The following is an 18,265-nucleotide window of genomic DNA, read 5'->3' on the forward strand; positions in this document are numbered from 1 at the left end:
TTTTTTCGATTGGATGAGGGAGGTTTTCAACATGGAAATCACGTTAGTAAAGAAAAAGGAAGAAGTAACAAAAGAGCATAAGGAAGAAAAGAAAGTTGTGAAAAAGCCGATTTATGAAACAAAGCAATTAAACCTTTGGTACGGAAATCACCACGCGTTAAAAAATATTGATTTAGACGTAATGGAAAACGAAGTAACAGCGATTATCGGGCCATCTGGATGTGGTAAATCAACTTACATCAAAACATTAAACCGCATGATTGAACTTGTACCAAACGTGAAAACGTCCGGGGAAATTCGTTATCGTGGGCGGAACATTTTTGATAAAAACTATCGTGTGGAAGAGTTACGCACGAAAGTAGGAATGGTTTTCCAAAAACCAAATCCATTCCCTAAATCTATTTATGACAATATCGCGTATGGTCCACGTATTCACGGAATCCGTAATAAAAAAATTCTTGATGAAATTGTAGAGAAAAGCTTACGTGGTGCAGCGATTTGGGACGAAGTAAAAGATCGCTTACATCAAAATGCGTACGGATTATCCGGTGGTCAGCAACAACGTTTATGTATTGCTCGCTGTTTAGCCATTGAGCCTGACGTTATTTTAATGGACGAACCAACATCGGCACTTGACCCAATTTCTACATTAAAAGTAGAAGAACTCGTTCAAGAATTGAAAAAAGACTACAGTATCATTATCGTTACACACAACATGCAGCAAGCGGCGCGTATTTCTGATAAAACGGCTTTCTTCCTAAACGGAGAAGTAGTAGAATATGATAAAACTGATAAAATCTTCTCCAATCCTTCCGACAAGCGTACGGAAGACTACATTACAGGACGATTCGGATAATTTGTATAAGGGGGGGAAGCAATCATGGGTGTACGGGAAAAGTTTCAATACGATTTACAAGAACTTAAAGATAAGTTAGTCGAACTCGGTGAGTATGCCTTAAACGCCTTAAATCGAGCAATCGTGGCACTAGAACAACAAAATATTGACGATGCGTTACGTATTATGGAAGAAGATGCGAAAGTAGATAAATTAGAGGAAAAAATTAATGATTTTGCAATTCTTTTAATTGCGAAACAGCAACCGGTGGCTATTGACTTACGTCGTATTATGGTGGCCGTAAAAATCGCAAGCGATTTAGAGCGCATTGCCGATTTTGCGGTAAATATCGCTAAATCAACGATTCGCATTGGAAATGAGCCGTTAATCAAACCGATTGACCATATTAAAAAAATGCATCAAATTGCCTCATCTATGATTGAATTAACAATGAAGGCATTCGAAGAAGAAGATATCGTGAAAGCAAAGCAGGTAGCGGAAATGGACGATAAAGTCGATTCCTTATATGGTCAAACCATTCAAGAGTTACTTTCATATACACATCAAATGCCAGAAAAAATCGAACAAATTACGCAGCTTTCATTCATCTGTCGTTATTTAGAGCGCACGGCTGACCATGTCACAAACATTACGGAAAGCATCTTCTATTTAGTAAAAGGACGTCACTACGATTTAAATAACTGAATTAAAAAAACCGGATGAACTAGTTAAGTTCATCCGGTTTTTTGTATTTGAAGGTTCATTAGGTTTTGACGAAATGGTATAGCGGTTACCGAGAACTTAACGGATATGTTTATTTTTTTCACAACATAGCGGTTCGTCTGGTAACAGTGTAAACTTCAAATGATTGATAGTAGTATTTTTCAATCGGAAAAAGTACTCAAAAAAATGCATACCCCTTACCTTGTGATATTAACTTGAAATTTCCCCTGCAATTTGTTCGAAGGTCATGTCGTTCGTTATTTTATATGTACCGATTTGTATTGTTCGATGGTAGCCTTTTTCAACCAGGAATTTCGTAAAAGACCCTCCATCTTCTATAATGCCGGCTTTTTCTAGTTTGTCACTTATGTCTGATGGAGTCATTCCTTGTGTTATTTCAAGAATGTACACCAATTGTTTTTCTATTTTATTTGTCTTTTCTTGCAGCTGTTTAACTTTTTTTTGGGTCTGTTCATAATCAATTTTTAAGGTTTCGTATGACTGTTCGAGTTCATCATACGTTTCTTTTTTGACAAATGTTTCGACAGTATTTTCTTTCGTACTCGGTGAGTTGAAAAATGTATGGTAGCCATAGATGGTTAAGGATGATACGAATAGTCCTGCTGCAAATGCTCTTGTTACTTTTCGATCCATGTTCTCAACATCCTATCTATGCGATTCGATGATTTGATATACCTCTTGCAAAGAGAGCGCTGATTGTTTGGCAATTTGGTCTAAGCTTAGCCCTTGACGGTGCAGGGCGAGCACTTGATTTTTTACTACTTCATGCACTTGCGGCCTTTTCTTTGGAACAGCCCTGAACGGTGACGTTTCTTCTTGAATTAATAATTCCTCTTCTAATACTTTTAATCTTTTTTTCATTTGGTATTGTTCTTGAATTACAGATAGGGTGAATTCTTCAAACTCTTTCTCCAATTGCTTTGTCCGATCTTTTTGGAAAAATGACAAAATGAACAAAGCGATCGAAATGGAAATAAGGATGATTAAAACGGTTTCCAAATGACTTCACTCCTGTATTATACAACTTTTGCTACCTATATTATAGCTTACAACCAAAAGGGACAGAAGTGTGAAATCGATCATAAGAAAATCATACATAATCCGACAAAATGCGTTTATTGTCCTTTTAACCTATCAATGTTACGATAAAAAAAGAAAGAATTGTCATAATTTTTCACTTGATTCATATATTTATAATTTTATATGAGGTGACTTACAGTGATTGAACAAATTATTGACTTAAGAAAGCGAGGTCTATCATTTCGAAAAATTGCAAAGGAATTAAATACAACGGTAGGGAAAGTTCAATATCAATGGAAAAAATACAAAGAAGGAAAAATTCAACCTGATTCTATTGATGACCAAAAACGGACCGCGAAAGTCAATACTCCTGCAGACCATTTCCCGACCTTTCAATTCTTCTCGGAAACAAATGATATGTTTTTAACACTCATTCAACCAACGAAAGCTTTTGTTTACTGGAGTATCTCTAACGAAGTTTGGGATACCGTAGCGCTTTATTATCGTGAGTTAAGTAATGAGAAAAAATTGTGCCTCCGTGTTTACGACGTAACAAACATTCATTTCAATGGCTCTAATGCTCATTCCATTTTTGAAATACCGATTCCTCCACATTGTGAAGAATGGATGCTCAAAGGGTTAAAGGGAAACCGGTGTTACTGCGTCGAACTTGGATTAAAACATCATCACGATTTTCTTCCACTTCTCCGATCAAATACGATTCATGTTCCATTGATGAATGAGGCTATGCCAGATGAGTTTCAGCAAAATATTCGACGCTATGTCCGCGGTGAAGACCAGCAGCCGAAATGGGTTGAGCACGTTTCAGTTTATTCGTACTATATAAATAATTAGTGGAGGGGTATTATGGTAAATGAAGTTCCTCTTGTATGGAAACCATCCATTCCGTACATTCCTTTAAGGCTATTAAAACAACAAGACGGAATCCATTACATGCATTGGCATGCCCAACAATGGTTTAGTATCATAGAACATTTGGAACAATCTCCATCTCCCTGTCATATCGTTGTATTAAATCCTCTTTTTTTGTCACTTTTTGAATCCAAAGAATTTCAAGAGGGAATGACTCATATCCTCAACGAATATGCCAAAGACGAAAGAAAAAGGGAATGGTTGTATATTTGGTTAAAATACGATCAATCAATAACGAAAATCATTCAGTCGTACCAACGAAAGAACCAATTAATCTTACTACCAACTATAGTGAGCGATTTTCCTCTTCCACTTTTACGAACTCACTATGGACTCACACTACAAGTAGATATGACCATTTCCATATGGCAACAATACGTTAAAGAGCAACCAGCTTGGTTGTGGTTACCTTCGATGGCCTACGTACCTGGACTTGAGCGATATTTATTGCAAAAAGGAATTCGCGGAACATTTTTAATGGAAGTACCGGGACAAAAACAGGGAAGAATCACTCCTTACGGCTGGGTAGTCATTCCTGTGGGTAAAAAAGAGGAAGACATAGCGAATGAACGAAAAGTGAAACGGTATACCGTAAAAGGGGATTGGTCGGTTTTACAAAATGAAACGTCCTCTTTAACCTATTCTAACGAACAGTCATGGCAACACATTGTTCACTTCCCGTTTACGTATGAGCAAATGGAACAAGAGCGGTCGATCGTTGAAGAGCACGTTTTATCAAAACTAAAAACAGCTCATAGGATGGAGCACATCCTTTCATTATTACAAAATAGCGGCCATTCAATGGTTGATCGGGTTCGAAAGCAACTACAAAAAGAGTGGATGATGTATTTGCATTTGTTAGCTTTAAAGGAGCCGCCTGCTTATGTAGAACCATTGATTCGTCAATTTGAAGAATCATTTATGCAATTAAAGGACCAGCTTGAAAATCAACATATTAACTCCCATTTTCTAAAATATCGTGAAGGATTATTTGCTTTTGGTAAAGAACAACCGCGAAAAATCAATCGAAGAGGACGGAAAGAGCCAAAAACAAACCATCCATTCTCTGTTCTTATGTTAAGCTGGGAGTTTCCTCCAAATACAATAGGGGGTCTCGCTCGTCACGTCTATGATTTAAGCCAATCGTTAGTAAAGAAAGGCATACGGGTTCATGTTGTTACTGCCAATAAACATTCTTTACCAGCAGAAGAACTTGTCAATGGGGTCCATGTCCATCGGGTCATACCGTTGCATGTAGTAGAGGCAGATTTTAAAAAATGGGTAGGGATGTTAAACCAAGCACTTGTTATCAAAGCGACCTCTATTCTTCAAAAAGAGAAAATTGATGTCATCCATGCACACGACTGGATGGTGGGAACCGCTGCTCAAGTATTAAAGAATAAATTTTCACTTCCTTTACTATCAACGATTCATTCAACAGAATTTGGGCGAAATCAAGGTATATATACCTCACTTCAATCGTTTATCCATCAAGCGGAAGAAGAGTTGATTCAAGCTTCCCATCATCTAATCGTATGTAGCGAATTTATGAAAGACGAAGTTCAACAAATTTTTTCTCTTCAAGAGAAAGAAGTATCTGTCGTTCCAAACGGAGTATATGTAGATGAATTACAAGCCGCTTTCCGAATTGAACAATTGGAGAAGTTTTCTCTCGTTCCTAAAGGAAAAAAAATCATCTCATCGTTTGGACGAATGGTAAAAGAAAAAGGGTTTGACACACTAATTGAAGCAGCCCAAAAACTAATAGCCGACCGTCTCGATATTGTTTTTGTCATAGGGGGAACAGGACCGCTACTTGAAATTTATCGACAAATGGTACGAGAAAAAGGAATTGCTGAACATGTCCATTTTGTTGGATATATCAACGAATTAGAGCGAAACGCTCTTCTAGCAAGCAGCTATGCTTCCGTGTTTCCAAGTACGTATGAACCTTTTGGAATTGTAGCTATTGAAGCTATGGCGGCTCAAGTACCGATTATAGTGTCGAAAACAGGTGGTTTTAAAGGAATTGTGCAAGAAGGTGTATCAGGATTATTTATGGAACCGAATCATCCTGAAAGCCTTGTAAACTGTTTACAACGCCTCCTAACAAACGGCAGATTAGCTCATAAATTAGCGCTTAACGGAAAAGAAGTTGCGTCACATTTGTACCGTTGGGACCGAATTGCAGAAGAAACGGTTCGTATCATGAAAGACATTCAAATAGAAGCACAGCTAAATGAAGGTACTGGTCAGTGATTGATTGTAAAAAAATAAATTAAGGATGACGCCGAATGAAAAATATAGAAACGTTACGTATTGTGCCTGAGACCATCAACCCGTTGATTGTGCTTTGGGTGAACGGGGAATATCGCTGTGTAGAAGAACCGGTTCATCAAGAGGAGAGCGTAGGAGGAGTCACCTTTGGTTTTATAAAAGAGTACAGATCGGTTGGTATTGATTGGATTCAAATTCCAATTGTTAATCGAGAGGAAGAAATGAAGTTAGTCAAATTGTTCGTATTTTATGAACCAAAGGTTTATGGGAAGGACCATTTTGCTTACGTTTCTCCTAAGCATCATTCTATATGGCATTATTACGGTAAGGGCTGGAGTTTAATGAATGGACATGTGTTAAAGTCGTATGCTGTGACTCCGTCGATTCAACCAATTTCTATACAATTAAATAAAAAAATACATTCCTACTTACAAAAAGGAAAAATTTCTTACCGTCCATGTGGAAAAGGCTTTGTCATGGGGATGATGATGTTTGAGTTCACCCTCGATCCATTTGCTGAAACGGGAGCTAATATTTGGATGGTTCATGGATCAGACGACGAGGAAGTACTAAAAATGCATTACGCATTAAAAAACAGACTAGCATTTCCCTCAAAAAAGTGATATGATAGAAAAGTCGTATGAGAAGATGAACAACATGTGAATGAAGTATTGGAGGGAATAGCATGCGTGTAAATATTACTTTAGCTTGCACTGAGTGCGGTGAGCGTAACTATATTTCTACAAAAAACAAGCGTAACAATCCAGACCGTCTTGAGCTAAAAAAATATTGCCCACGTGAAAAGCGCGTAACTTTACACCGCGAAACAAAGTAAGCAGTAGGAACATTCCTGCTGCTTTTTTCTTTGCACGAAATCGATTCGTAAATGTAAAACAAAGGGGATGAACACCATGAATAAAAAAGAATGGCGTCAACAGATTCTACGACGGTTAGCTACTATGGACCTGCTAACATATGAACAAAACTCATTTGAAATTTCTCAAAAATTGTTTCAAACCGATGAATGGAACCATAGTTCAACAATAGGTGTCACCATTTCTCGGCGTCCAGAAGTCGATACGTGGCAAATTATACGAAAAGGGTGGCAAGAAGGAAAACGTATCGTTGTCCCTCGATGCTTTCCAAAAGAGCGGAGCATGAATTTTCACGTCATTGAATCATTCAAACAACTTGAAAATGTGTATTTAGATTTATATGAACCGAAACTTTTAGAAACTGAAGAAGTTCGAAAAGAGGAAATCGATTTACTGATCGTCCCGGGAGTAGCTTTTCACCAATCGGGATATCGTATCGGATTTGGTGGAGGGTATTATGATCGATACTTACAAGACTATCAGGGGAAAACGGTATCACTAGCTTTTTCTTGTCAACTAATTGATCATATTCCGAATGAACCCCATGATATACCTGTTCAACAAATAATTACGGAACATGAGTTCATCAATTGTACCACACAATAAAAGATCTAGGCTGTTTTCTGATATCCTCGCATTCCCTTTCATGTAGAGAAAAGGATAAATTTCTTAGGATGTTACACACTACAAATAGGAGGGATGACGATGAACAAAAAAATTTGGTTGATACTCGTTGGAGTATTATGTTTTTTTCTAATTCAACGATTTCGATACCGTGTTGTCAATATGTTATTAGGTAGTCTAATGGTACAAAAACTATTTGTACGCGTCATTGAGAACATTCCTTGGTTCCGTTCACGCATCGTTTCAATATTCGGGGGATAACCCCGCTTTTTTTTATGAATCAAAATAATGTGCATTCTGTTGAAAGTAAGATAAAATAAAAATAATAAACAATTCCCCAAAATTTGGTGAAGGTAGGGACGGATGATTGATTGTTCAACTAGATTATGTATTTTGGAGCCTCGCATTTCATCTTGTAAATAAAGAAGATTATCGGTTAATTAAATTGTCTGAAAACCAGCGAGAGCTATGGTTTGAACGGAATCGAAAAGGGCCGTTTCCCTTGATTCGATTGCACCGTTTTGATATCGATTGGAGCAATTGGCTGAAAAGGGATATAGAGCAAACCGCATATCGAGGTGAACAAATACGAAAAGAACGATTTAAACGAGAATTAGACATTTTAAATATATACATTTCGATGTATCCCCCTGTTGATGATTATGAATTTCGATTGGAAAAACCATATTCAGAACAATCGGCACCTAGAACAAAGGTCACGTCGATTATTCTTGATCATACATTTGCCAACTGGAATCAAATCGCAGGTCATTTACAACAACCGCTTCCGTTTCCACCCATTAACCAAGTATCGTCGGCAGATGTGATGTGGAAACAGCAGGCAACAATTCTTACATCCATTAAACAAGAAAAAGAGGAAAAAGCCTTATTTACGGTAGGGAAACCTCTTTTTACCTACTTCTTTTTAGTTATTCAAATCATGATGTTTATGGTGTTGGAATGGGCTGGGGGAAGCCAAAACCCATTAACGTTAATACAGTATGGAGCAAAATTTAATCCACTCATTCAAGAGGGGGAATGGTGGCGGCTTATTACACCGATGTTTTTACACATCGGATTACTTCATTTATTGATGAACTCACTTGCTTTATATTATTTCGGTTCCATCGTCGAACGAATTTTTGGGAATAGTCGATTCCTAATGATTTATATCATTTCCGGTATTTTTGGTACGGTCGCTAGTTTTGCTTTGTCACCATCGTTATCTGCAGGTGCTAGTGGAGCGATTTTTGGTTGTTTTGGAGCCCTTCTTTATTTTGGTGTGCGCCGTCCATCTTTATTTTTTCGAACAATGGGAGCTAACTTACTGATGTTGTTAGGAATAAATCTTCTGATTGGCTTTATCATTCCGGCTGTTGATAATGCTGGACATATTGGGGGACTTATCGGAGGATTTTTAGCAGCAGGAATTGTACATTTACCAAAGGAACGTTTTCAGTGGGTACAACTTCTATTTTTCGTAATAAGTATTGCCCTTGTAATCATTGGGATGTGGTACGGTCTTCAAATAGATTATTTAGCATAATATATAAGAAATTTTAATCGCCTTTAAAGCCTCTTAAGTACATTGCATATTCGTATGGAGTAATATGTGATGTCCTTTTATCTTTAATTTGTATGTCCAGCTAAAAGCTATTAATGGCTAAGAGGTGGAAATAAATCGATTTTGGGGGAAGTAGCAAATCGTGGTAAAGAGAGTGTAACGATGTGAAAAGGAAACGGTTTTGCGGAGAGTCTTCTTTCCCCTTCTAACAGGGAGTAAAAAGGGAACCGTTGAGCTAAACTAAGTACGGAGACCTTCATTAAAAGGAGTTGCATGTATGAAAAGGACTGAAGATTATTTAACGCCAGCAGCTAAAAAAGAACAGATTACTATTCAAGCATACGATCCACTTGAAGAACCAAAGAATATCGCAGGAGACTCCGTAGATGAACACAAAAATTTAGAAAAAGCAAATGCAATAATTGGTGAAGATGAGATAAAGCAACAAAATGAAAATTTATAGAACGCATCTGGATATATCTTTTTAATGATGCAAAACAGCAATCCGCTAAAACAGATTGCTGTTTCTATTGTCATTTCAGTGGAGGTTTTACGTCTTTTACTTCTTGTATCATTGTTTCTATTCCATATTGATTTTGGACGCTAAACTGAACTTTTTTTTCTGCTTGTTCCTCATTGATAAACTTTAAATTGGGTTGGATATTGTTATTTCTACTTGCTTGTTTGTTCCAGCTACCCATTCTATTCACCTCCCACTCATATGATGTAGTATGCGAAAAATTGCTCTATTTTAGTAACTCTGTACTTATACTTGACAAGTAAATTTCAATTAAGGTTTTAAGAAGTAATAAAAAAAGGATATTTGCTTTAAATTAAACATAATATCCTTTAGCTATCTATTTAAGTTTAAATATTTTGATTTTTAATTTGAAGTGGGAAGTTGTTGCTTTAGTAAAAAAGGTTCTTGATCTCCTGTTACGATTAAAATAAGCAATTGATTCCCTTTTTTAGGGAACAAAATTAGGGGAACTATACTGTTTAACGGATCAACCACGCCGTCTTTTGTTTTTATTCCGAGAAAATAGTTTTTGTACAAACCTTCCCAAATGTTTCCGATAATGATTTGAGTGTCTTCAATAGAAAAAGATGGGAAGGGTTCATGTTCGTACGTGTGTAAGGAAGTTAACGGAATTTCTATATAATCGCTTCTATTGATCTTAAATATCTGTAACCCTTTCGTCCAAGTATATTGTAATTGCTGTTTCGTAACATGGTCTAAAATGTGTTCCCATTCCTCTTCTAAGTTATTACTTGCTTCTCGAAATGAAGTAAGGGGGCTAAAATTGGAATCAATAACGTACAAATGATCGTTTGTCATCGTTTGGGCACTCGTAATGTCATCCGTCTGATTGTCATGGATTTCGGCATAATGAAATGAAATGGCTTGATATAAGCTGCTCTCCTGTCCTAATACAATCATACTTTCGACAATTCGATCCGTGTTTTGTTCCCATCCATTCATTTTTCCTTTTAATCTACCATTTTCATACAAAAGGCCGATATCTTGACGTAAATAAGCGTCCTCTTGTAGCTTCGACATAATCTTCCAAACGACTTGAAAATAATCGTTTCGTTTTTCTTCTTTTAACGTTAACACCGTACTAGCCGTTTGAAAACGAATGTTTTGATTAATTGGGAAAAAGATGATACTTTCACGTACTGGTTTTTCTGTTTTTATAATAACGATGAAGGAACATATGAGCAGCCATACGGCCACAATCATATATTTTTGCTTCATAAAATTGTTTCCTCCGTTAGGTTTGTCCGCTATACCTCCATTATATGAGCGGTCGGGAAAATTATGTTTAATGTATGTTTTTTTCTTCCAATGTCAATGATGGTTCTAGAGTTTGGTACGTATGAGGTGATGACATTGGAAGAGACGAAACTTTCCTTTGATGAAAAGGTAACCTTTTTAGAAAAAACGTTAGCGGTAGACAAAAATTTTGATGTAATCAAGCTCGACTTAGTATATGCTGAACGAAATATGGCCCTTTTTATGGTTGATGGATTTGTAAAAGACGATATTTTACATTATTTAATGAAGCATTTGTCTAGTCTACGAGAAGACCAATTAGAAAATAAACCGTTAGATCAATTATTAAAAACGTACATTCCCTATGTAGAAGTAGAAACGAACAACGATTTAGAAGAGGTCGTAGACATCGTTCTTTCGGGGCCAACAGCACTTGTTGTGGAAGGAATTGACCCGATAATTATCATCGATGCTAGAACGTATCCTGTACGAGGTCCTGAAGAACCGGATATTGAACGTGTCGTAAGAGGGTCCAGAGATGGATATGTGGAAACAATTGTTTTTAATACTGCTTTAACGAGAAGAAGAATCCGTGATCGGTCGTTACGCATGGAATATATGCAAATCGGAAGACGATCCAAAACCGATGTCGTCATTTGTTATTTAGAAGATATCGCGGATCCAGATTCCGTGGCCAAACTAAAGGAATCGTTGTCAAAGATTGATACGGACGGTCTGCCAATGGCGGAAAAAACATTAGAAGAATATATATCTGGAAGACATTGGAACCCTTATCCGGTGATTCGCTATACAGAACGGCCAGACACAGCGGCTGCTCATTTGTTTGAAGGGCATATTTGTGTTATCGTTGATGGGTCTCCAAGCGTTATGATTACACCTACAACCTTTTGGCACCATTTACAACATGCCGAAGAATATCGCAACAAACCATTAGTGGGGGCTTATTTACGTCTCGTACGGTATTTGGCTGTATGGGTGTCTATTTTTCTTTTACCATTTTGGTATTTGTTGGCCGAAAATGAATCCTTGCTTCCTGAAGCATTATCTTTTATTGGTCCGAATGAAGAGGGAGCATTACCATTGATTGTTCAATTTTTTATCATTGAAATAGGGATTGATATGCTCCGAATGGCAGCCATTCATACCCCTTCCTCATTAGCAACAGCTCTCGGTTTAGTCGCTGCCTTAATGATTGGCCAAGTGGCTGTCGAAGTAGGATTATTTATGAATGAAGTTATTTTATATTTAGCTATAGCAGCCATAGGTTCGTTTGCGACCCCTAGTTACGAGATGAGTTTAGCTAATCGATTAGTTCGACTTGCGTTATTGCTCGCTTCGGCGGCGTTCGGGGTGATTGGTTTTGTCATTGGGACATTTTTATGGATCTTCCTGTTAGTTCGAATGAAAGCATTCGGTATCCCGTATTTATGGCCATTTATTCCATTTCATTATCGTGCGTTCCGGGATGTCTTTATCCGTTCACCGATTCCGTTGAAAAATCGTCGGCCTACGTTTCTACATCCACAAGATCCGGATCGGTAAGGTGAGTGGTGAGATTACTTTTAATAACTTTGTATTAACAACTGGATGCTCCTTGTCACATGAACCGTCATCCACTATACTAATGTACGTAATGATGTAGGAAGCTGGTGAAATCGTGAAAAGCATCTACGATATTCAGCAATTTTTAAAACAATATGGAACTATTATTTATATTGGTGATCGATTAGCTGATTTAGAATTAATGGAAGAGGAATTACGCGAATTATTTAAGTCTCAATTAATTGAGCCTCGTCATTTTCAAACGGCAATGCTTCTACTAAGACAAGAAATAGAGAGAGAAAAGGAAAAGAGATTATCGAAATAAGTGGGGAGAAACAAATGGTAGATAAATGGTTAGTCGGTGTCGATTTAGGTGGAACAACGACCAAAATAGCTTTTCTTAACTGGTATGGTGAAATTGTACATAAGTGGGAAATTCCAACAGATGTTTCTGACAAAGGAAAGCACATCATCGTTCATATCGCCAAATCGATTGATACGATGTTAGCACAGCTCGGCCATTCGAAAGAAATGCTTCTCGGTATTGGTTTAGGAGCACCAGGTCCTGTTGATGTTTCACGCGGGATAATTTTTGGAGCTGTCAATCTAGGATGGGAAAACGAGTACCCACTCAAAGATATGTTAGAGCTAGAGACAGGATTACCGGTCATTGCGGAAAATGATGCTAACTGTGCCGCTCTTGGGGAAATGTGGAAAGGAGCGGGAGATGGAGCGAAAGAGCTCGTCTGTGTAACGCTTGGAACTGGAGTAGGCGGTGGCATCATTTCGAACGGACATATTGTTCACGGTGTCAATGGTGCCGCTGGTGAAATTGGGCATATTACCGTTATTCCGCAAGGTGGTGCATTGTGCAACTGCGGTAAAACTGGGTGCCTCGAAACGGTTGCCTCTGCTACAGGTCTTGTGAGAATGACAAAAGAGCTGCTAGCTAAGGAAGACACCCCTTCTTCGTTACGCCAAAAATCATTAGACAAGTTAACGGCTAAAGATGTATTTGATGCTGCTAAGGTAGGAGATGAATTGGCTGAAAAGGCTGTTGATCAACTAGCCTTTTACCTTGGTTTAGCATTAGCCAATTTAGGAAATTCATTAAATCCGGAATACATTGTGATTGGCGGTGGGGTGTCAAAAGCAGGGAATATGCTTCTTGAGGCGATAAAATCGTATTTTGATCAGTTTGCGTTTCCGACAGTTCGCACCTCTACCAAATTAGCGCTAGCTACCCTTGGTAATGATGCCGGAGTGATTGGAGCGGCATGGCTTGCTAAACATCTTTTGCAACGATAACCGGTTCCAAAAAGAGTTTTCCATGTAGGAGAACTCTTTTTCATTCCAATGAGTAGTTAGGTGAAAAATGACGGTCATAAATTTTTTCCGAAAACCGAAACTTTTTTATAGGTATGTACGTCTAAAAAAATGAGTCGAGGAATACCATTGAAAATAGTATTTTACTTAAAATCTTTAAAGAACGGTTTGATTTTTTGTAAAAAAAGTATTAAGATAGTTACTGATTGTTGTAGTTAATATCCTAAAAAATGTAAGTTTTTAGAAATTTTTTCCAACTAGGAGGTTTTCGCGATGAAGAATGTGAAACTACCTAGGATATCACTGGTTACCTTAGCAACGATACTCCTATGGTTAAAAACGTACATTGTCTATAAAACTAGCTTTGATATAACGATTGAAAATGCAATGCAAGAGTTTATCTTGTTTATCAACCCGTTAAGCTTTTTATTGTTTATTTTCGGACTCAGCCTGTTTTTTCAAAGTGAAAAAAGACGAGTTCTCTACATTTTAATAACGAGCTTTATCGTTTCGTTTGTATTATACGCAAACGCAGCGTTTTATCGATTTTTTAACGATTTCTTGACGTTACCTGTTCTATTTCAAACAAGCAACTTTGCTGACTTAGGAAAAAGTGGTAGTGTTACTGAATTATTAGAGGTAACGGATATTTTTTACTTTACAGATGTTATCTTATTATTGGTTATTGTGAAATGGTTTCCTACGCTTGTCGAATTGGCTTCATTTACAAAAGTTAAAAGAAGAGCTTATTTCCTATTTACAATTGCTGTTATGTTCTTCAACCTTGGCTTAGCTGAAACAGAACGACCAGAGTTGTTAACGCGTACGTTTGACCGTGAAATCTTGGTCAAAAATATTGGAACATACAACTATCACTTATATGATATTTATCTTCAATCTAAGTCTTCTGCGCAACGAGCCCTTGCGGATGGAAGTAATTTAGTAGAAATTGAAAACTACGTGAAGGCCAATTATGCGAAACCGAATGATGAATTATTTGGTATTGCCAAAGGAAAAAACTTAATTATTGTTACGTTAGAGTCCACACAAAGCTTTGTTATTAATAACACTGTGAATGGCCAGGAAATTACGCCATTCTTAAATGAATTTATTAAAGAAAGTTATTACTTTGAAAACTTTTATCATCAAACCGGTCAAGGAAAAACATCCGACTCTGAGTTTTTACTTGATAATTCCCTCTACCCAATTAGCCGTGGAGCGGTATTCTTTACCCATTCAGGTAATGAATATAATTCAATGGCTAAAGTGTTGAAAGAACATGGATACTTTACAGCTGGCATGCATGCCAACAATAAAAGCTTTTGGAACCGTGACGTGATGTACCAATCTCTTGGATACGATTACTACTACTCTATGAAAGACTATGAAGTAACGGAAGAAAACTCCGTTGGTTGGGGATTAAAAGACATCCCATTCTTTGAACAATCTATTGCTCATATGAAGGAAATGCCTCAACCGTTTTATACAAAATTAATTACGTTAACGAACCATCATCCGTTCATTGTAGAAGAAGAAGATAAGTTTATTGATGAATTTACTTCTGATGATAAAACAGTCAACCGTTATTTCACGACGGTTCGCTATACGGATGAAGCGGTGAAAAACTTTATCCAACAGTTGAAAGATGCTGGTTTGTATGAAAATTCCATCATTGTTATGTATGGAGACCATTACGGAATTTCTGAAAACCATAATGAAGCTATGGGACAATATTTAGGAAAAGAAGTAACTCCTTTTGTAAGTACGCAATTACAACGAGTACCGTTAATCATTCATATTCCTGGTCATCAAGGGAAAGTTATTTCCAAAGTAGGAGGTCAAATTGACTTACGTCCAACGCTCCTTCATCTTTTAGGAATTGAAACGAAAAACGATCTTCAGTTTGGTGCTGACTTGTTCAGCGAAGATCATGAAGATTTCGCCGTTCTACGCGATGGAAGCTTTATAACTGCGGATTATGTGTTTACCGACAATGTGTGCTACTCAAAAGAAACAGAGCAGCCAGTTGATCGTTCTTACTGTGAACCATATATGGAAAAAGCGGCGAAAGAACTTGAGTATTCTGACGAAGTAATTTACGGTGACTTATTACGTTTCTATGACAAAGAAAATTACTATTTTGAAACAAAGGAAGCAAAATAAACGACATGCCTATGTAGAGGTTTCCTCCTCTATATAGGCATTTTTTTCTGAATTTGTCATGAAAAGCTAGAAATAACATAAATGTTAAAGGAGAAAGGGAGGTGTTCATGATGGACGTAACTGTCCGTGAAGGAGATACGTTAGATTATTACAGCCAATTATTTGATGTCCCTTTAGCTCTTATCATTGACTCGAACCGTCAAACTGAGCCTCAAAATTTAAAAATTGGAGAATGTGTCCGTATTCCTGGGTTTATTGCTGTCAATTATACGGTTCGACCAGGAGATACGCTTTGGAAACTCGCCCAGCAGAAAAATATTGATGTTGATGCATTATTTTTGTTAAATCAACAAGTCAACCCTCTTCAATTACCTGTTGGAGAACTCATCTGCCTTCCAGAACGGATAACAACTCGATTAATGAATCGAAAGACAAATTATTCTTTTGATGTCCTGCAAAAAGATTTAAAGCAACTTATAGAAATCTATCCATTCATTCGTCAACGTATTATTGGAAAAAGTGTGGATGGTCGTCCGTTGTATGAATTAGTTATTGGACGCGGGAAGAGAAAAGTGCATATGAATGGTTCATTTCATGCAAACGAATGGATTACCACTCCTGTTTTAATGACGTTTCTCAATGATTATGTATTATCATTAACCAATTCCCAACCAATTCGAGAAGTGGTCAGCCTTCCGTTATATGAAAAAAATACAATTTCGGCTGTTCCTATGGTGAATCCGGATGGGGTGAATTTAGTCCTCAACGGTCCTCCGCTGAATAAAAAGGACGAACTCTTGAAACTAAATAAAGGTTCAACTGATTTTTCAGGATGGAAGGCAAACATTCGTGGTGTTGATTTAAATAATCAATATCCAGCTAAATGGGAAATTGAACGTAAACGAAAAGAAGAAAAGGCGCCGGCTCCGAGAGATTTTCCAGGATATAAACCATTAAGTGAACCAGAAGCAATAGCGATGGCACAATTAGCCAACCAATCAAAGTTTGATCGGTTGCTCGCTCTTCATACGCAAGGTAAAGAATTTTATTGGGGATACGAAGGACTTGAACCGGAGGAGTCAGCTCATTTAGCAAAACGGTTTGAACAAGTTTGTGGCTATTGCTCAGTAAGATACGTAGATAGCTATGCTGGTTACAGAGATTGGTTTATTCAAGAATATCGGAAAAGTGGATTTACGATAGAATTAGGAAAAGGAATGAATCCCCTTCCGTTATCACAATTTGATCAAATTTATGAAGAAGTACTAGGAATTTTTCTTGTTTCACTATATGATTAATAGTGTGAAAAAGCCGAGTTATTCGGCTTTTTCTATGGGTTGCTTTCGTTTACATGAAACAAAATTCAATTTATTACGTACATATTAATGTAAGAAGATATTAGGGAGGAGGGGGGTTATCAATGTTTTTTCGTCACTCTTATCTCCTAATTAGTTTTTTTATATGTAGCTCCTTCCTTTTAACCGCGTGTGTAAAGGATTCTCCATCAAATGGTCCGGATGACTCGACGAGACAAGAAAATCAGACACCTTCTCCCTCTATCGAACGGACGATTCAGCCGTTAACCTTAGCTACCGGACAGTTTGAAAAGGTGATTGATTGGATCAATGATGAGCAAATAATTTTCATCATCAACGATTCTGGAATGTCGAAAGTACTTCTTTATGATATATATGACGGTAAACAAAAACTTCTATATGAAACCGAACATCCTATAGTGGACGTTCAGGTGAGTCCAACGAAAAATCAGTTTCTTGTCCATACGGCTCCATTTACCTATGCAGGAGAGCTAACGGTAGTAAATTTGGAAGGGGACATTTATACGTCGACATTCATCGAATCATTTGAATTATCGTTTCATTGGAATCCACATAATGAACACCAGTTACTTATCACCGCATTTTATGAAGATTGGACGTATGATACGTACATTTGGAATTGGTACGAAGAAAGTTTAGAAACTGTTTACCTTTCCAATCCGTTTTCTAAATGGTACAATGATGGTGATTCTTTTTTGTATATCGATTGGAACACAGACCAACCGTTTATTGATGGGCCATTAAAGGCGTACTCTTTTAAAAATGAAACAGAAACAACGCTTTTACAACATGTGTATCATGTGGATGTCGTTTCACCATATGTGATGACAATATCGAACGTTCAAGAGAATAAGGGGTTAGCACAGTACGGTTTTTATGAAGAGACTTCTTTTTCGAAAATAGCTGGATGGAAGGTTCCTCATTTATCCCAATATACGGATTGGCTTGTCCCTTTTTATGATTATGTTCCGAAAACCAACCGTTTTTATACGTTTGTCCCATACCGCTCAACGGATTCCGATTCTTACAATGAAGGGTTTGAACTCGTGCAATTTTCCCTAACATCTGAAGAAAAAACGAAAATCATCGAATACCCAACAAACGAGCCAATTCAATGTGCACCGTCAGGAAATAATTGTTTGATTGGTTACCAACTAGACAAAATCATTGATTTGGAAAAAAAGGAAATCAAACAGTTAATCCAACTCGAAGAAAGGGATGAATAAA

20 protein-coding genes are annotated in these 18,265 nt (G+C 37.3%); 16 read left to right on the forward strand and 4 right to left on the reverse strand.

The genetic code is table 11. The features are described 5' to 3' along the window. Nucleotides 1–31 precede the first annotated feature (31 nt). Both pstB and phoU read left to right on the forward strand, forming a co-directional pair. Nucleotides 32–856 (forward strand): phosphate ABC transporter ATP-binding protein PstB, encoded by an 825-nt coding sequence (gene pstB / locus ABES52_RS07625; protein WP_429650529.1) that lies wholly within the window; start codon nt 32–34, stop codon nt 854–856. Nucleotides 857–880: 24 nt separating this feature from the next. After that, complete coding sequence (gene phoU / locus ABES52_RS07630; RefSeq protein ID WP_429650531.1) at nt 881–1,540, forward strand: phosphate signaling complex protein PhoU; 660 nt, start codon at nt 881–883, stop codon at nt 1,538–1,540. Between the two features lie 228 nt (nt 1,541–1,768). Here phoU and ABES52_RS07635 read toward each other — a convergent pair whose 3' ends face one another. Both ABES52_RS07635 and ABES52_RS07640 read right to left on the reverse strand, forming a co-directional pair. Next, nucleotides 1,769–2,212, reverse strand: coding sequence for a hypothetical protein (locus tag ABES52_RS07635; protein WP_429650533.1), 444 nt, complete (start codon nt 2,210–2,212; stop codon nt 1,769–1,771). 12 nt (nt 2,213–2,224) lie between these two features. Continuing rightward, on the reverse strand, nt 2,225–2,578 hold the full coding sequence (locus ABES52_RS07640; protein ID WP_429650535.1) for a hypothetical protein: 354 nt from the start codon (nt 2,576–2,578) through the stop codon (nt 2,225–2,227). A gap of 219 nt (nt 2,579–2,797) precedes the next feature. Between ABES52_RS07640 and ABES52_RS07645 the strand changes: the two genes are divergently transcribed. The 8 genes from ABES52_RS07645 to ABES52_RS07680 all read left to right on the forward strand — a co-directional run bounded on the left by ABES52_RS07645 (nt 2,798) and on the right by ABES52_RS07680 (nt 9,335). Beyond that, nucleotides 2,798–3,454: a DUF4912 domain-containing protein gene (locus tag ABES52_RS07645; RefSeq protein WP_429650537.1), complete on the forward strand. Its 657-nt coding sequence runs from the start codon at nt 2,798–2,800 to the stop codon at nt 3,452–3,454. Between the two features lie 12 nt (nt 3,455–3,466). After that, a complete protein-coding gene (locus ABES52_RS07650) occupies nt 3,467–5,791 on the forward strand; it encodes a glycosyltransferase family 4 protein (protein ID WP_429650539.1) in 2,325 nt (774 codons plus the stop codon). A gap of 35 nt (nt 5,792–5,826) precedes the next feature. Then, nucleotides 5,827–6,432 carry a hypothetical protein gene (locus ABES52_RS07655; protein WP_429650541.1) on the forward strand — a complete coding sequence of 202 codons (606 nt, stop codon included), beginning with the start codon at nt 5,827–5,829 and terminating at the stop codon, nt 6,430–6,432. Nucleotides 6,433–6,494: 62 nt separating this feature from the next. Continuing rightward, a complete protein-coding gene (gene rpmG, locus ABES52_RS07660) occupies nt 6,495–6,644 on the forward strand; it encodes a 50S ribosomal protein L33 (protein ID WP_429650543.1) in 150 nt (49 codons plus the stop codon). Between the two features lie 76 nt (nt 6,645–6,720). Continuing rightward, nucleotides 6,721–7,290: a 5-formyltetrahydrofolate cyclo-ligase gene (locus ABES52_RS07665; protein WP_429650545.1), complete on the forward strand. Its 570-nt coding sequence runs from the start codon at nt 6,721–6,723 to the stop codon at nt 7,288–7,290. A gap of 99 nt (nt 7,291–7,389) precedes the next feature. Then, nucleotides 7,390–7,569, forward strand: coding sequence for a protein YqgO (locus tag ABES52_RS07670; RefSeq protein ID WP_429650547.1), 180 nt, complete (start codon nt 7,390–7,392; stop codon nt 7,567–7,569). 106 nt (nt 7,570–7,675) lie between these two features. Next, nucleotides 7,676–8,854 carry a rhomboid family intramembrane serine protease gene (locus ABES52_RS07675; RefSeq protein ID WP_429650549.1) on the forward strand — a complete coding sequence of 393 codons (1,179 nt, stop codon included), beginning with the start codon at nt 7,676–7,678 and terminating at the stop codon, nt 8,852–8,854. Nucleotides 8,855–9,149: 295 nt separating this feature from the next. Beyond that, the gene (locus tag ABES52_RS07680; RefSeq protein WP_429650551.1) at nt 9,150–9,335 is read left to right on the forward strand and encodes a hypothetical protein; all 186 of its coding nucleotides are present in this window, start codon (nt 9,150–9,152) and stop codon (nt 9,333–9,335) included. A gap of 70 nt (nt 9,336–9,405) precedes the next feature. Here ABES52_RS07680 and ABES52_RS07685 read toward each other — a convergent pair whose 3' ends face one another. Both ABES52_RS07685 and ABES52_RS07690 read right to left on the reverse strand, forming a co-directional pair. Then, the gene (locus tag ABES52_RS07685; protein WP_429650553.1) at nt 9,406–9,573 is read right to left on the reverse strand and encodes a hypothetical protein; all 168 of its coding nucleotides are present in this window, start codon (nt 9,571–9,573) and stop codon (nt 9,406–9,408) included. Nucleotides 9,574–9,755: 182 nt separating this feature from the next. After that, a complete protein-coding gene (locus ABES52_RS07690) occupies nt 9,756–10,631 on the reverse strand; it encodes a hypothetical protein (RefSeq protein WP_429650555.1) in 876 nt (291 codons plus the stop codon). A gap of 129 nt (nt 10,632–10,760) precedes the next feature. Here ABES52_RS07690 and ABES52_RS07695 point away from each other — a divergent pair, with 129 nt between their 5' ends. The 6 genes from ABES52_RS07695 to ABES52_RS07720 all read left to right on the forward strand — a co-directional run bounded on the left by ABES52_RS07695 (nt 10,761) and on the right by ABES52_RS07720 (nt 18,264). Further along, nucleotides 10,761–12,212, forward strand: a complete 1,452-nt coding sequence (locus ABES52_RS07695) for a spore germination protein (protein ID WP_429650732.1) — start codon at nt 10,761–10,763, stop codon at nt 12,210–12,212. Nucleotides 12,213–12,327: 115 nt separating this feature from the next. Then, entirely contained in the window at nt 12,328–12,537 is a 210-nt protein-coding gene (locus ABES52_RS07700) for a YqgQ family protein (RefSeq protein ID WP_429650557.1), read from the forward strand. Between the two features lie 14 nt (nt 12,538–12,551). Beyond that, nucleotides 12,552–13,520 (forward strand): ROK family glucokinase, encoded by a 969-nt coding sequence (locus ABES52_RS07705; RefSeq protein ID WP_429650559.1) that lies wholly within the window; start codon nt 12,552–12,554, stop codon nt 13,518–13,520. 291 nt (nt 13,521–13,811) lie between these two features. Then, complete coding sequence (locus tag ABES52_RS07710; RefSeq protein ID WP_429650561.1) at nt 13,812–15,701, forward strand: LTA synthase family protein; 1,890 nt, start codon at nt 13,812–13,814, stop codon at nt 15,699–15,701. Nucleotides 15,702–15,811: 110 nt separating this feature from the next. Continuing rightward, nucleotides 15,812–16,999: a M14 family metallopeptidase gene (locus tag ABES52_RS07715; RefSeq protein WP_429650563.1), complete on the forward strand. Its 1,188-nt coding sequence runs from the start codon at nt 15,812–15,814 to the stop codon at nt 16,997–16,999. Between the two features lie 122 nt (nt 17,000–17,121). Next, entirely contained in the window at nt 17,122–18,264 is a 1,143-nt protein-coding gene (locus ABES52_RS07720; protein ID WP_429650565.1) for a YqgU-like beta propeller domain-containing protein, read from the forward strand. The last annotated feature ends 1 nt before the right edge of the window (nt 18,265 follow it).

Source organism: Aeribacillus pallidus (assembly GCF_050478865.1).
Classification (GTDB): domain Bacteria; phylum Bacillota; class Bacilli; order Bacillales; family JACDOC01; genus JACDOC01.

Excerpts from the sequence above, each read along its gene's own strand:
- ABES52_RS07715 (WP_429650563.1), top strand. The coding sequence starts at position 15,812 with ATGGACGTAACTGTCCGTGAAGGAGATACGTTAGATTATTACAGCCAA.
- phoU (WP_429650531.1), top strand. The coding sequence starts at position 881 with ATGGGTGTACGGGAAAAGTTTCAATACGATTTACAAGAACTTAAAGAT.
- rpmG (WP_429650543.1), top strand. The coding sequence starts at position 6,495 with ATGCGTGTAAATATTACTTTAGCTTGCACTGAGTGCGGTGAGCGTAAC.
- ABES52_RS07670 (WP_429650547.1), top strand. The coding sequence starts at position 7,390 with ATGAACAAAAAAATTTGGTTGATACTCGTTGGAGTATTATGTTTTTTT.
- ABES52_RS07685 (WP_429650553.1), bottom strand. The coding sequence starts at position 9,573 with ATGGGTAGCTGGAACAAACAAGCAAGTAGAAATAACAATATCCAACCC.
- ABES52_RS07705 (WP_429650559.1), top strand. The coding sequence starts at position 12,552 with ATGGTAGATAAATGGTTAGTCGGTGTCGATTTAGGTGGAACAACGACC.
- ABES52_RS07635 (WP_429650533.1), bottom strand. The coding sequence starts at position 2,212 with ATGGATCGAAAAGTAACAAGAGCATTTGCAGCAGGACTATTCGTATCA.
- ABES52_RS07665 (WP_429650545.1), top strand. The coding sequence starts at position 6,721 with ATGAATAAAAAAGAATGGCGTCAACAGATTCTACGACGGTTAGCTACT.
- pstB (WP_429650529.1), top strand. The coding sequence starts at position 32 with ATGGAAATCACGTTAGTAAAGAAAAAGGAAGAAGTAACAAAAGAGCAT.
- ABES52_RS07690 (WP_429650555.1), bottom strand. The coding sequence starts at position 10,631 with ATGAAGCAAAAATATATGATTGTGGCCGTATGGCTGCTCATATGTTCC.
- ABES52_RS07710 (WP_429650561.1), top strand. The coding sequence starts at position 13,812 with ATGAAGAATGTGAAACTACCTAGGATATCACTGGTTACCTTAGCAACG.
- ABES52_RS07695 (WP_429650732.1), top strand. The coding sequence starts at position 10,761 with ATGACATTGGAAGAGACGAAACTTTCCTTTGATGAAAAGGTAACCTTT.
- ABES52_RS07655 (WP_429650541.1), top strand. The coding sequence starts at position 5,827 with ATGAAAAATATAGAAACGTTACGTATTGTGCCTGAGACCATCAACCCG.
- ABES52_RS07720 (WP_429650565.1), top strand. The coding sequence starts at position 17,122 with ATGTTTTTTCGTCACTCTTATCTCCTAATTAGTTTTTTTATATGTAGC.
- ABES52_RS07680 (WP_429650551.1), top strand. The coding sequence starts at position 9,150 with ATGAAAAGGACTGAAGATTATTTAACGCCAGCAGCTAAAAAAGAACAG.
- ABES52_RS07650 (WP_429650539.1), top strand. The coding sequence starts at position 3,467 with ATGGTAAATGAAGTTCCTCTTGTATGGAAACCATCCATTCCGTACATT.